This is a genomic window from Ruegeria sp. BE1 (assembly GCF_056538885.1).
In genome coordinates this window covers 243796-257771 of sequence record NZ_JBQFTY010000001.1, presented here as the reverse complement: position 1 = coordinate 257771, position 13976 = coordinate 243796, and the positions used below count along the sequence as shown (strand labels likewise).

Annotated in this window: 13 protein-coding genes; 7 read left to right on the top strand and 6 right to left on the bottom strand. The window is 58.8% G+C overall.

The window, feature by feature from the left end:
- The first annotated feature begins 60 nt into the window (after positions 1–60).
- The 3 genes from ACR0J5_RS01285 to ACR0J5_RS01275 are packed head-to-tail and all read left to right on the top strand — an operon-like array spanning position 61 to position 3175.
- On the top strand, positions 61–1143 hold the full coding sequence (locus tag ACR0J5_RS01285; RefSeq protein WP_480650048.1) for an ABC transporter permease: 1083 nt from the start codon (positions 61–63) through the stop codon (positions 1141–1143).
- Position 1144: 1 nt separating this feature from the next.
- Positions 1145–2065, top strand: coding sequence for an ABC transporter permease (locus ACR0J5_RS01280; protein ID WP_480650047.1), 921 nt, complete (start codon positions 1145–1147; stop codon positions 2063–2065).
- A gap of 36 nt (positions 2066–2101) precedes the next feature.
- Positions 2102–3175 (top strand): BMP family ABC transporter substrate-binding protein, encoded by a 1074-nt coding sequence (locus ACR0J5_RS01275; RefSeq protein WP_480650046.1) that lies wholly within the window; start codon positions 2102–2104, stop codon positions 3173–3175.
- 90 nt (positions 3176–3265) lie between these two features.
- Here ACR0J5_RS01275 and ACR0J5_RS01270 read toward each other — a convergent pair whose 3' ends face one another.
- A complete protein-coding gene (locus tag ACR0J5_RS01270) occupies positions 3266–4036 on the bottom strand; it encodes a nuclear transport factor 2 family protein (RefSeq protein ID WP_480650045.1) in 771 nt (256 codons plus the stop codon).
- A gap of 181 nt (positions 4037–4217) precedes the next feature.
- Here ACR0J5_RS01270 and ACR0J5_RS01265 point away from each other — a divergent pair, with 181 nt between their 5' ends.
- Entirely contained in the window at positions 4218–4595 is a 378-nt protein-coding gene (locus ACR0J5_RS01265) for a winged helix-turn-helix transcriptional regulator (RefSeq protein WP_480650044.1), read from the top strand.
- Between the two features lie 31 nt (positions 4596–4626).
- On the opposite strand, the gene ACR0J5_RS01260 is transcribed toward ACR0J5_RS01265, so the two are convergent.
- Both ACR0J5_RS01260 and ACR0J5_RS01255 read right to left on the bottom strand, forming a co-directional pair.
- Positions 4627–5859 (bottom strand): HlyD family secretion protein, encoded by a 1233-nt coding sequence (locus ACR0J5_RS01260; RefSeq protein WP_480650043.1) that lies wholly within the window; start codon positions 5857–5859, stop codon positions 4627–4629.
- Positions 5860–5862: 3 nt separating this feature from the next.
- A complete protein-coding gene (locus ACR0J5_RS01255; protein ID WP_480650042.1) occupies positions 5863–6258 on the bottom strand; it encodes a hypothetical protein in 396 nt (131 codons plus the stop codon).
- Between the two features lie 119 nt (positions 6259–6377).
- On the opposite strand from ACR0J5_RS01255, the gene ACR0J5_RS01250 reads away from it, so the two are divergent.
- The 3 genes from ACR0J5_RS01250 (at position 6378) to ACR0J5_RS01240 (ending at position 8505) form a co-directional block, all read left to right on the top strand.
- The gene (locus ACR0J5_RS01250) at positions 6378–7451 is read left to right on the top strand and encodes an NAD(P)/FAD-dependent oxidoreductase (protein ID WP_480650041.1); all 1074 of its coding nucleotides are present in this window, start codon (positions 6378–6380) and stop codon (positions 7449–7451) included.
- A complete protein-coding gene (locus ACR0J5_RS01245; protein WP_480650040.1) occupies positions 7448–8101 on the top strand; it encodes a DUF938 domain-containing protein in 654 nt (217 codons plus the stop codon). Before ACR0J5_RS01250 ends, ACR0J5_RS01245 begins: the two co-directional genes overlap by 4 nt.
- A gap of 68 nt (positions 8102–8169) precedes the next feature.
- Entirely contained in the window at positions 8170–8505 is a 336-nt protein-coding gene (locus ACR0J5_RS01240) for a carboxymuconolactone decarboxylase family protein (RefSeq protein ID WP_480650039.1), read from the top strand.
- 42 nt (positions 8506–8547) lie between these two features.
- On the opposite strand, the gene ACR0J5_RS01235 is transcribed toward ACR0J5_RS01240, so the two are convergent.
- The 3 genes from ACR0J5_RS01235 to ACR0J5_RS01225 form a co-directional block, all read right to left on the bottom strand.
- Positions 8548–11055, bottom strand: coding sequence for a GcvT family protein (locus tag ACR0J5_RS01235; RefSeq protein WP_480650038.1), 2508 nt, complete (start codon positions 11053–11055; stop codon positions 8548–8550).
- A gap of 134 nt (positions 11056–11189) precedes the next feature.
- The gene (locus tag ACR0J5_RS01230) at positions 11190–12422 is read right to left on the bottom strand and encodes a hypothetical protein (RefSeq protein ID WP_480650037.1); all 1233 of its coding nucleotides are present in this window, start codon (positions 12420–12422) and stop codon (positions 11190–11192) included.
- A gap of 121 nt (positions 12423–12543) precedes the next feature.
- On the bottom strand, positions 12544–13956 hold the full coding sequence (locus ACR0J5_RS01225; protein WP_480650036.1) for an FAD-binding oxidoreductase: 1413 nt from the start codon (positions 13954–13956) through the stop codon (positions 12544–12546).
- Positions 13957–13976: the final 20 nt, after the last annotated feature.

The window sequence follows — 13976 nt, the reverse complement described above, 5'->3', positions numbered from 1 at the left end:
GCTGAACCGCCTCCGGCGGCCGTATTTGCAACGAGAAGAAGAGCCGGGGGGCACGAGCAGATGATTGTGTTGGAGAAGAGGCCGCAGCCATCCAAGGCGTGGTCCTATGCCACCCCTCTGGTTGCGGTACTGGCAACGATGGTGTTCGGGGGCGTTTTGTTCGCCATACTGGGCAAGAACCCGATCGAGGCCATTGGCACCATTTTCTGGGAACCGCTGTTTGGTGAATTTGCGTTCTACTATCGCCCGCAGTTGCTGGTGAAGGGGGCGCCGCTTGTGCTGATCGCCATTGGCTTGTCGCTGGGGTTTCGGGCCGGCATCTGGAATATCGGGGCCGAAGGGCAATACATCATGGGTGCTATTTTTGGCGCCGGGGCCGGTCTGGCCTTTTACCCGCTTGATGCGTGGTTCGTCTTTCCGATCATGGTGCTTGCGGGTGCCTTTGGCGGCTGGCTTTGGGCGATGATCCCGGCCTTTCTGAAGGTCCGTTTTGGCACCAACGAGATTCTGGTCTCATTGATGCTGGTTTATGTGGCCGAGCAGATGTTGGCCTCGGTTTCACTGGGATTGCTGAAAAATCCCGAAGGATTTGGCTTTCCCGGTTCACGAAACCTACAATCCTATGACAGCGCCCATAACGCCGAACTGATCGCAGGATCGGGTATGCATTGGGGTGTCGTGACGGCTCTGATCGCGGTGATCTTTGCCTATGTGCTGCTGAACCGGCACATGTTGGGCTTTCACATCCGTTTGACCGGAGAGGCCCCGCGTGCCGCTAAATTCGCAGGCGTGAACCCGGCGCGGTTGATCCTATTCTGCCTGGGTCTGGCCGGTGCGCTGGCCGGTCTGGCGGGGATGTTCGAGGTCTCGGGCCCATCCGGCGTGGTCAGCATCGATTTCAACGTAGGCTATGGCTTTACCGCCATTATTGTTGCCTTTCTGGGCCGCCTGCATCCGGTGGGTATTTTGCTGGCCGGAGGTCTGATGGCGTTGACCTATATCGGGGGTGAGATCGCGCAGTCTCAGCTGGGCCTGCCTGCCGCCGCCATTCAGGTGTTTCAGGGGATGCTGCTGTTCTTCCTGCTGGCTTTCGACCTTTTGACAAACTACCGCATCCGTGCGGCCCGCAGCGAGGTGGCATGACATGGACCTAGGCGAAATCAATCCCGTCCTTCTGATCGCGTCGCTCATGGTGGCCGCAACCCCGTTGCTGCTGGCAGCGATCGGAGAGTTGGTCGTTGAGAAAGCAGGCGTTCTGAACCTTGGGGTCGAGGGGATGATGATCGTTGGCGCGATCAGCGGGTTCGCGATCTCGGTCGAGACCGGCTCGCCCTGGTTGGGCTTTATCGCCGCCGCCATCGGGGGCGCGGTGCTGTCATTGCTTTTTGTCCTGCTGACGCAGGTGGCGTTGGCCAATCAGGTTGCCAGCGGGTTGGCCCTGACGCTGTTTGGCCTCGGCTTTAGTGCGCTGATGGGCCAGAGCTATGTGGGTATCAAACCGCCCAGCATGGATGAAATCCACATCCCGGTGCTGAGCGACCTGCCCGTGATCGGCCCGATCCTGTTCCAGCATGATCCGATCCTCTATGTCGGTATCGCGCTGACTGCGGCGGTCTGGGCCACGCTGAAATACACCCGCGTCGGCCTGATCCTGCGTGCGGTGGGGGAAAACCACGATGCCGCCCATGCGCTTGGCTACAAGGTCATCAAGATCCGCATCATGGCGATCCTGTTCGGTGGGGCCTGCGCGGGTCTGGGTGGCGCTTATATCAGCCTTATCCGCGTCCCCCAATGGACCGAAGGGATGACCGCCGGTGTCGGCTGGATCGCTTTGGCCCTGGTGGTCTTTGCCAGCTGGAAGCCCTGGCGGGCCTTGCTGGGTGCCTATTTGTTTGGCGGCATCACCGTGTTGCAGCTTAATTTGCAGGCAGCGGGCGTTGCCATTCCGGTCGAGTATCTGGCAATGTCGCCCTACATCATCACGATCCTTGTGCTTGTGATCCTTTCGGCCGACAAGAGCAGCGCACCTGCCTCACTGGGCCGGACCTTCCATGCCTCGCACTAGAGGCCAAACAAACTGAACCAACTTGGGGAGTAACACATGAAATTCACCACTCTACTGGCAAGCGCCGCCATGGCGCTGGGTCTGGCGACGGGTGCCGTGGCCGAAGACAAGACCAAGGTCGGCTTCGTCTATGTCGGCCCGGTGGGCGACGGCGGCTGGACCTATGAGCACAACAAAGGCCGCCTCGCGGTCGAAGAGCATTTTGGCGACAAGGTTGAAACCGTCTTTGTCGAATCCGTTCCTGAAGGCCCGGATGCTGAGCGTGTGATGACGCAGATGGCACTGGAAGGGGCTGATCTGATTTTCACCACCTCGTTCGGCTATATGGACCCGACCATCAACGTGGCCAAGAAGTTCCCGGATGTGAAATTCGAGCACGCGACCGGTTATAAAACCGCCGACAACGTCTCGGTCTATTCGGCCCGTTTCTACGAAGGGCGCGCCGTTCAGGGCCATATCGCGGGCAACATGACCAAGTCGAATATCATCGGTTACATCGGATCCTACCCGATCCCCGAAGTGATCCGCGGCATCAACTCGGCCTATGTTCACGCAAAGAAAGTGAACCCGGATGTCGAGTTCAAGATCGTCTGGGCCTACACATGGTTTGACCCAGCGAAAGAGGCCGACGCCGCCACCGTTCTGATCGAACAGGGCGCGGACGTGATCCTGCAGCACACCGACTCGACCGCGCCGCAGGCCGCCGCGCAAGAGGCAGGAAATGTCGTCACCTTCGGTCAGGCATCTGACATGAGCGAATATGCCCCCTTCCCGCGCGTGTCGTCAATCATTGACGATTGGGCGCCGTACTACATTGCGCGCACGCAGGCCGTGATGGACGGTACATGGGAAAGCGCAAACACCTGGGATGGCATCCGTGAAGGTATGGTTGCCATCGGCGAGATCTCGGACGCCGTTCCGGCCGATGTCAAAGAAGAGGCTCTGGCCCTGAAGGCCGCTATGGCCGCAGGTGAATACCACCCCTTCACCGGCCCGCTGAAAAAGCAGGACGGCAGCGATTGGCTGGCCGAGGGCGAGACCGCAGATGACGGCACGCTGGCAGGCATGAACTTCTATGTCGAAGGGCTGGAAGGCGAAATCCCGCAGTAAGCCACGGCATAATCAGAACAGAAAGGCCCGCAGCTATCGCGGGCCTTTTTCATTCAGGGCGCATTGTGATCTGTACGGGTCATCCCACCGTCAGAACTTTCCGTTTTCATGAGCCATTTCCGAGGGGATGGGCGACACCACGTCCCAATGTTCTACAATCAGGCCGTCCTCGACCCGCCAAAGATCGAAAAAGGCCCACGGCTGCCCGCCCATGATGGCGTCTGTGGCGACGAATACAAAGTTCCCCTCGGCCACGGCAAACTGCGGCTCGAACTTGGTGATGACCTGTCCCTGTGCCGCGAATGCCTCGATTGCGGCCATCAGGCCATCCAGACCGTCATCGATTGACGGGTTGTGCTGCATATAAACCTCGGGGTTCATGTAGTTCGTGACGTTCTCCGGTGCCTGACCGGCCAGAACATCGCGCACGAAACCAAGAACAAGCTCTTTGTTCTTTTCCGTCTGATCATGGTCGACAATTTCCGTCGGCCCGTCCGTCATGCCCCGGCCAGACGCCGTGGTTGTCGGCACCGGTTGCAAATTGTCCCAATGCTCGGCCACTTTTCCATCTTCCACCCGAAAGATATCAAATGCCGCCAGCGAGGATGCGCCAAAAGCGTCGGCATTCTCATAAGTGTTGTGCAGCACAACCATGTCACCTTCAGTGATCACGCGGTGTGTCGTGACTGTCATTCCCGATTGTTCCACCAAAGGGATCAAACCCATCAAACCCTCTGCACCAGTGGGCACTTGCAGATTGTGCTGGATATAGCCCGGCGTCACCAATTCGCGGGCGGCTTCGGGGTCATGCTCGACAAATGCTGCCGAAAACAAGGCGAGTACGATTTCCTTGGGTGTCATTGAGGGCGTCCTTTTGATTCGCGTTGCCGTGATAGTTAGTATTATTTTCGCACCACATATCAATTACGCACGTTCAGCCCACTTGGTTACCTTGAAGTAACTACTATGATTTTCAGGAATTATCCTTCATAAGACTGGTACAGTTGTTGAAGCTGGTATTACTTTCGCACCCGAGGTCGGAATGCTGCCAATAGGCGTAAACTCAAAAGCCGAGGCATCGGATTGCTGTATCCGATCCGTCCTGTCCAATGTCACGGGTAAGTGGCGCATGATCATCATCCTCGCGCTTGAGGATGAGCCCAAGCGTTTTGGGGAACTCAAACGCTGTATCGGTGACGTGACACAACGCGTGCTGACGGAAAACCTGCGCGGCCTGCAGCGCGATGGGTACCTGACGCGAACGGTCGATCCGGGACCACCGGTGGCCGTATCTTACGCGCTAACGCCCTTGGGCCGCAGCCTTTTGGAGCGGTTAAAGCCGCTGGTCTACTGGTCACATGAACAGATGGATGAGGTGCGGACCGCCCGCATGGAATACGAGCGGTCCCAGGAAAGCTAAGCGCCCCCTACCAAAGGACGCTGCGCAAGGATCAATGCCCGGTCAGAACCAGCGTGTTCACCGGCATCAGGATCAGGCGTAGCCGCAGGCCCGCCGCGTGGACCACACCAATCGTGTCGATCACGTGCAGGGCAGCCGATTGCCAAAAGCCCAGATCTTCATGCTCCAACCGTTCGTGGTTGTCCGTATAGACATTGGCCAAACAGTTGCTGCCCGGAGGGATGTCATCGGCCATGCCTTTGTACAAGGGCTCCATATAAACAAGGATTGAGCCCGGCACCGTGTTGGTCTGCACATCGCGCAGCTCGTCCGAGGGGCGGATCTGGCCGGACGGGATCACGTCCTGTACCTCGACCACGACCATGGGGATGACGGTGAAGGGTTTGGTCATACAGCCCAGTTCTCCGATCATGCCGGGTTTGATGACCTGCGCGGACATCTGGTTGAACGCGGCCTGGAACCGGTCATGGCCGGAATGGGACGGCACAAGGATACCCGCCGGACGTAGCAGAGGGCTGACGTAATCCCCGACCTGAAGGCCGAACTGTTCAACCCGGCCCGTCACGCCCGCACTGATCACGGTTTTGTCCAGCTCGGTCAAGGCGGCGTCCAGCTGCGCATTGGCGCTGGCCAGTTGCGCGGGGATCAGCTCTTCGATCTGTTGAACCACCGCGGCGCGTTGCGATTGCGCTGCTGTCAACTGCGCCTCGCGCTGGGCCACAAGGTTTTCCAGCCGTTCGATCTCGGCCAGTCTCACCGCGCTGGACCCTTCGTCGCGCAGGGTGGTGTTGCGCTCAAGGTCCTCCAGCGACTGGTCCAGCGCGGCACGGGCACCGGCGATCCCGGCCTCGGCTTCAGCCAGATCGGTTTCTGCCACTTTCAACGAGGCCTGAACCTGCGCGATCTCGGCATGGGCGGCTTCGACCATGGCGGTCTGGGTGAAATCCTCGATCCGGAAAATGGGTTGCCCGGCAACAACCAGCTGGTTGTTTTGCACATAAATCTCGGACACCCGCCCACCCAGTTGCGGCAGGATCGTTACGGTCCGGAAAAACGACGCCGCCGTTTTGCTGGCCGGATGGAAATAGAACAAGGTGGTGATCACGGTCAGCGCCAGAATGGCACAGGTGGTCAGGCCCCAGCGCAGCTCATACCACATGGTGAACAGCGTGATTTCATGGCCGATCCGTTTGCCCTGAACAAACCGGCGAAACAGGTAGTCAGGCAGCACCGTTACCAGCGCGCAGATCAGTGTCTCAAGCATGTCTTACTGCTCCTGCTGCGCGGTGGGTTCTGAGGGCTGCGCCGGTTCGACGTCGTTCTTGCCCAGGGATCGTATAGCATCTGCAATGGCCCTGAGCGGGGCGGCCACATCCGGGAATTGGAACCCGGCAACCAATATTGCAGCGACCCAGAACAACCCGTTATGGGTGAACAGCGCCAATAGAGCCAATATACCTACCAGCTGGAACTGCGGGTGATTGGATTCATGTGCAAGTTTTTCGGGGATCGAATGCAAGGTGAAATATCCCACCCCGATCAGAATGATCACGATCACGGTGAAAATGAACATGAACGTCAAAAGATAGTCACTTCCGTCCGCCTGGGTCACGTAGGACGGAATATGCCCCGTGGCCATCGGGTGTAGATCTGCGGTACTCACCCTGCCCTCCTGTTTCTGCTTGTCTCTTCTTTGGATGGGTTGATGCTTAAATTCAAGCCTGCTTAATGTTTACCGACAAAGTCGCGCGTGACAGGCAGCACGCAACCAACAGGGACCACATGATAGATTTTCTGATCATCGGCGGAGGGATCGCGGGCCTGAGCGCCGGTGCCCGCCTATCGCAGCATGGGCGCGTGACCGTTCTGGAGGCCGAAGATGCGCTGGGGTACCACGCCTCGGGCCGATCTGCCGCTCTGTTCGAAGAAAGCTATGGCCCTTCGTCTGTTGTGCAGTTGAACAAAGCCGGCGCAGATTTCTTGCGATCCGAGAATGGCGGGTATCTGACACCGCGCGGGTTGATGCTGATCGGTCATAAGACCCAAGCCGAGACATTCGAGCGCGATGCGGCGGATCTGAATATGCAGGTCATTTCGGTGGATCAGGCGCGAGACCGCGTGCCGATCCTAAATCCCCGGACACTTGGTTTTGCCGCGATCAGCAACGTGGCCTTTGACATCGATACCGACCGGTTGTTGCAGGATTTCGCCCGGGCAATCCGCAACGCCGGTGGTCAGATTCTGACGGGGCAAAGAGTCACTTCCATCCGCAAGGTCCGGAATTGGGTGGTCACCGCGAACGAAACTATCGAGGCCAGGACCCTTGTCAACGCCGCAGGTGCGTGGGTGGACGAAATCGCCGTTCTGGCCGGAATTTTGCCGATCGGGATAACGCCCAAGCGCCGATCAATGGCACGCCTGCCCGCACCCGGCGGGCATGATGTGACCGGCTGGCCCATGATGTTGGGTGCTGGCGAGACATGGTACGCCAAACCCGATGCGGGCAAGCTATTGGTGTCGCCATCCGAGGCCGACCCCGTGCCGCCCCATGACGCCTATGCCGACGATATGGTGCTGGCCGAAGGTCTGGCCCGGTACGAAGAGATGGTCACCGAACCCGTCACCCGGGTGGAAACAAACTGGGCCGGATTGCGCAGCTTTGCACCGGATGGAACCCTTGTCCTGGGGCCGGACCCCGATGACCCCTCGTTTGTCTGGAGCGCAGGTCAGGGAGGGTACGGGTTCTTGACGTCACCGGCCGCATCGCAATTGGTCTCAGACCTTGTAACCGGTACAGCCCCGGTTTTGGATCATGATGTAATTGCCGCCCTCAGCCCGGAAAGACTGCGCCGATGACCAAACGATCCCTGCCCTCCAACGCCAGTGTTGCCACCGAAGGTCAGAACGGCCGCATGGTGGCCCCTGCCGCAACACGCAATGCGGGCGTGTTATGTGATCTGCTTGAAGAATGGGCCCCGCACTCTGGTCGTGCCTTGGAAATCGCCAGCGGGACCGGTCAACACGTTGCCGCCTTTGCCCAGCGCCTGCCGGGCTTAAGTTGGCAACCTACAGAAATCGAACCCGAGCGCCGCGTCAGTATCGACGCTTATGGGTCCGAACTGGGAAATACTGCGCCTGCAAAAGAACTGGATGCCATAGCGGCAGGGTGGCACAAGGATTTCGGCAACCACGACCTGATTGTCCTGATCAATCTGACCCACCTGATCAGCTGGCCAGAAACCCAAACGATTCTGACCGAAACTGCGATGGCGCTGAACCCCGGCGGGCGCTTTGTGCTCTATGGGCCCTTCAAGCGATCCGGGCAGCTCACCAGCGACGGTGATCAGCGGTTCCACGATGCGCTGGTGCAGCAAGATGCGGATATTGGCTATAAGAATGACAAGGACATTGCCGCCTATATCCAGGCGCAGGGCCTGACGATCCTGAAAGTGGTGGAGATGCCCGCAAACAATATCGCATTCATCGCCGAAAAACCGGGTACCTGATCAAGATCAAAGCCCGGGCCAGCCTCTCAAATCATATTCCACTTACAATATGTGATGAGAGGACTAACATGAACTGGCAAGACAAACTGATGAACACCCGTAAAGGTCTGCGAAACCTCAACGGGGCGATTCCGGACACCGCAAAAGCTTTCGGAGCCTTGGGAAAATCCGTCAAAGAAGGCGGAACGCTCGATTACAAAACCAAGGAATATATCGCGTTAGGAATGTCCATCGCCATTCGGTGTGAGCCATGCATCACATTACATACGGAGGCTTTGGCAAAAGCAGGTGCAACGCGGGAAGAGGTATCAGACGTTCTTGCCATGGCGGTGCAGATGGGCGGCGGTCCATCGATGATGTATGCCGCCAAAGCGCTGGAATGTTTTGACGAATTGTCTGCCTGAATAAACGAAAAGGCCCCGGTTATTACCGGGGCCTCAGCTTGATCAACCGTCCTTGCGGATGACCTCGTTCTTTGGATCATAGGGGCTGTCGCAGGTGACGACCGCATCCCACAGCTTGTCCTGAATTTTAACTTGCAGCTTGGTGCCTTCGACCGCCAGCTCAGGCTTCACATAGCCCATGCCGATGGATTTCTCGAAGGCGACCGAATAGCCGCCCGAAGTCAGACGACCCACACGCTCACCTTCGGGTGTGTACAGTACCTCGCGACCCCACGGATCGGCATCCTCCGGTCCGTCGATCAGCAGGGTGCAGCACTTGACGCGCACACCGGTCTCTTCCAGCTTGGCCTTGCCGTAGAAATCCTTGGACAGATCGACAAAGCGCGGCAGGTCGGCCTCAAGCGGGGTAGCATCGCGGCCCAGTTCGGTGCCGAAGGCGCGATAGGATTTCTCTTGACGCAGCCAGTTCTGTGCACGGGCACCGACCAGTTTCATACCGTGCTTCTCACCGGCCTTTTCCAGCAGGTCGAACAGGTAGTTCTGCATCTCAATCGGGTGATGCAGTTCCCAGCCCAGCTCACCGGTATAGGCCACACGGATTGCGTTCACGGGGCACATGCCCAGTTCGATCTGACGCGCCGACAGCCAAGGAAAGCGCTTGTTGGACAGAGCGGTTTCCGGATCGGCGTCTATGATGACCTCTTTCAGAACGTCACGCGACTTGGGTCCGGCGATGGCAAAGACGCCCCACTGGGTGGTCACGTCCTGGATTTCGATATAGCCGAACTCCTCCATCTTGTCCTCGGCCGCCTTGCGCAGATAGTCGGCGTCATACTCGGTCCAGGCACCGGCAGAGACGATGTAATAATTGTTCTCGCCATTGCGGACGATGGTGTATTCGGTGCGGGTGGTCCCGTGCGAGGTCAGCGCGTAGGTCAGGTTGATACGACCGACCTTGGGCAGCTTGTTGCAGGTGAACCAATCCAGGAACTGGGTCGCACCGGGGCCTTTGACGACATGCTTGGTAAAGGCCGACGCGTCGATCAGGCCAACGCCTTCGCGTATCGCCTTGGCCTCTTCGACGGCATATTGCCACCAGCCACCGCGGCGGAACGAACGGCTTTCCTTGTCGAAATTGTCCGGCGCATCAACGGGGCCGAAATAGTTCGGACGTTCCCAGCCGTTGACCCAGCCGAACTGAGCCCCGCGCGCTTTCTGGCGGTCATAGGCCGGAACAGTCCGCAGCGGACGGCAGGCTTCACGCTCTTCATCCGGGTGGTGCAGGATGTAAACGTGCTCATAGCACTCTTCGTTCTTGCGCGCCGCGAATTCGGTGGTCATCCAGTTGGACGAGTAGCGTTTCGGGTCCAGTGAGGCCATGTCGATCTCGGCTTCGCCATCGACCATCATCTGCGCCAGGTAATAGCCGGTGCCACCCGCGGCGGTGATCCCGAACGAGAAACCTTCGGCCAGCCACATGTTGCGCAGACCCGGCGCGGGGCCGACCAGCGGGTTGCCATCGGGCGTGTAGCAGATCGGGCCGTTGAAGTCGTCTTTCAGACCGGACTCGGCGCAGGACGGCACGCGCTCGGCCATCGCCATGTACTGATCAGCGATCCGGTCCAGATCCAGTGGGAATAGGTCGGCGCGGAAGCTGTCCGGCACGCCATGTTCGAACTGCGCAGGCGCGCCGTGTTCGTAGATACCCAGAATCCATCCGCCACGCTCTTCACGCGCGTAGGATTCGTTGTCGGCGTCGCGAACAACGGGGTGTTCGGGGTTGCCTGCCTCACGCCATTTTACCAGCTCGGGGTCTTTATCCATGACGATAAAGGTATGCTCGACCGGGATTGCAGGCATCTTGATGCCCAGCATCTTGGCGGTGCGCTGTGCGTGGTTACCCGACGCGGTCACGACATGCTCGGCGGTGATCACGACCTGCTCATCCGACGGCACGAGGTTGCCACCTTTCTCGACCATCTTGGTGCAGGTGACTTCCCAGTGGGTACCGTTCCAGTGGAACGCATCGGCTTGCATCTTGCGGACGATATCGACGCCGCGTTGACGGGCACCCTTGGCCATCGCCTGCGTCACGTCGGCGGGGTTAATATAACCATCTTCGGTGTGGTAGATCGCACCTTTCAAGTCGCTGGTTTCGATCAGCGGCCAGCGCTCTTTGATCTGATCAGGTGTCAGCCATTCGTAAGCGACATCGCAGGTCTCGGCAGTGGACGCATAGAGCATGTATTCGTCCATACGTTCCTGCGTCTGCGCCATGCGCAGGTTGCCGACGACGGCAAAGCCCGCATTCAGGCCGGTTTCTTCCTCAAGCGTTTTGTAGAAATCGACCGAATACTTGTGAATGTGGGTGGTCGCATAAGACATGTTGAACAGCGGCAGCAGGCCAGCCGCGTGCCAGGTCGAACCAGACGTCAGTTCATCCCGTTCGATCAACATCACATCATCCCAGCCCGCCTTGGCCAAATGATATGCAATCGAGGTCCCAACGGCGCCGCCGCCAACAACCAGTGCTTTGACTTGGGTTTTCATACCGGGTGTCTCCCCTTGAACTCAGTTGACACCATATGACTCAGTTCGCACACCGAGCGCGATATTCACCCGACCAGTGGTGATATGAAAACGACGTGTTGTCGCAAATGGACCGTGCGACTGACTGCCTGCACCTATTGCCCTGATGCTGAACAGCGCTTGCCGCTGCCGAACTTTGCGCAGGAGTCGCCCAAACCCCCTTTATGGACCCGCACGGGCTGGGGTGTCGGTTCCTCTTGGGCAGGTTTCTCTGCGGGCTCTGCGGCGTCTGTTGGTGTTTGCGCGGGCACCTGATCTTGCAGAAAACCCAACAAACCCGGCGCTTCTGAAGTGATGTCATCCTCCAAAGCGGCCTGCCGTTCTTCGGACTCGAACAGCAATTGCAGCGCACGACCATAACCGATTTGCAGCACGTCCTGATTCTCAAAGACCTCACCGCCAGTGATGTCCATCAGCCCTTCGCTTTCGAACCCGGAGGCCGTCATCTGGTTCACCATCAGCGCCGCCACATCGAGGTTCTTGAGCTTGTCGTCCGTTGTTTTCTCCTGCACCAGCTTCATTTCGGCATAAAGTCGATCTATTTGATCCGCGAGGTCGGACTGGCGGTCCGCGGGGATCACGTACCCCTGCCCCACGACCGGAGACGGATAGGTCAAAAGCGCGTTCAGCGCAGCGTAGTCCAGCCCTTCCAGCAGCGCGCGGATCGAGGCATCGTCAGCATTTGTGTGCAGTCGGATCACGACCTCTTCGTCGATTCCGATCCGACCTGTGATTTTGCGATAGCCCAGCGCCTCGGTCGGAGAGGTCAGGTCCTGTTCGATCTCAATAAAGGCCACGCCATCGACAACGGCAAAACCATTTTTGATCACCGCCAGATCCATAAAGCTTTGCTGGCGGGCCAAGGCCAGCCCGGCCAGCGTGTTCCGTGCCGCTGCGGGTTTCAGGCTGATGTCAAACCAGGCAAGTTCGTCACCGCTGGAATAGACCGCGCCGGTTTCGCTCAGTTTGCGCAGGATGTCCTGTTTGTCGCCACCCGACAGGCGCAGCAATTCAGCCGTATTTGCAACCGAACTGATCAGCGGCGTCGGCTTGTATTCGGCCAGCACTGATGCAACCGCCGCATTCGAGGCGTCGGTTAGCTCAAAGCGCGCCCATTGGTCGGAAGGCGCAGGCAAATAGGGTTTTGCACCCAGCTCCCATTGATGCTTGCGCTCGGCCTCGGCCGTCTTGGCATCACGCCCGGTCTGAATTTGCGCGAAACGGTCCTTGATCGTGTCCACATAGCCGGTCGCCGACAACGTCCCGTCGTGCTTTTTGTACTGCTGGTAATAGTCCAGGCCCGTGATGACCAGGACAAGGATCATCACAAATCCCAAAACCCTCAGAAAGTCCATTTTTTCAATCCGAATTCAAAGCTGCTCTTTTGCGCAACGGCTAGACTCAAATTGGGGCAGCCTTATGGCTTGGGTCTGAGATTTGTGCGACCCGTTACACTGTGTCCGGGGGCAGGATTTTGCCCGGGTTCATGATGTTTTCAGGATCCAGCGCCGCTTTGATCGCGCTCATGAACGTCACCGCTCCACCCAGTTCCTTGACCAGATAGGGGCGCTTGCCCTGACCGATGCCATGTTCGCCCGTACAGGTGCCGTCCATCGAGATTGCCAGATCGTTCAGCCAACCGACGAACCCGTCGGCCTTTGAGACCTCATCCGCGTTGTCCATGTCGATCAGCAGCAACGTGTGGAAATTGCCATCGCCCACATGCCCGACGATCGGGGCCAGCAGGCCAAGCTCCTGCGCTTTGGTACGCGTGGCCGTGACACATTCCGCCAGACGCGAGATCGGAACACAGACATCGGTGGAAATGCCCCGCGCGCCGGGGCGCAGTTGCAGGCTGGCCCAGTACATGTCGTGCCGCGCCTGCCACAGCTTGTTGCGCTCTTCGGTCGTCGACGTGGCCGCAAAATCTGAACCGCCGAATTCTTCGGCGATCTGACCAAAGGTCTCGGCCTGTTCGACCGCGCCCGCCTCGGACCCGTGGAACTCCAGCAACAGCAGCGGGGTTTCGGGCAGGTCCAGCCCGGAATAGGCGTTCGCAGCCTTGACCGACAGCTCATCCAGCAGCTCAATCCGCGCGACGGGCACGCCGTATTGGATCGTCATCATCACGGCCTGACACGCGGCATCGACGGTTGAAAAAGAACACCGGGCCGAGGTGATCGCCTCGGGGATACCCTGAAGGCGCAGCGTAAGTTCCGTGATGATGCCCAGCGTGCCCTCGGCCCCGATCAGCAGGCGGGTCAGGTCGTACCCGGCCGAGGATTTCTTGGCCCGCTGTCCGGTGCGGATGATCTGCCCGTCCGGCATCACCGCCTCAAGGCTGAGGACATTGTCCTTCATCGTACCATAGCGCACCGCATTGGTGCCCGAGGCCCGCGTCGCCGCCATCCCCCCCAACGAGGCATTGGCGCCCGGATCAATGGGAAAGAACAGGCCCTGATCACGCAGATAGGTGTTCAGATCCTCACGCGTGACACCGGGCTGGACGACGCAATCCAGATCGCTGGCATGGACCGCCAGCACTTTGTTCATCTGAGTGAGATCGACGGAAATCCCGCCCGCAGGCGCATTTACATGCCCTTCAAGCGAGGTACCGGTGCCAAAGGCAATCACCGGCACTTTATGCTGGGCGCATGTCTTGACGATTTCAGAGACTTCCTCGGTCGTGTGCGGGTATACAACAGCATCCGGCGACTGGTTGTCGATCCAGGTCGTGGTGTGCCCGTGCTGCTCGCGGATCGCCTGCCCGGTTTGCAGCCGATCCCCGAATTTCTGCTTGAGGATACTGACAGCTGTTTCAATCCCTGTTTCATTCCGGGGCAACGCAACTGCCTGCACCATCTTGTCTCTCCCTTACATTA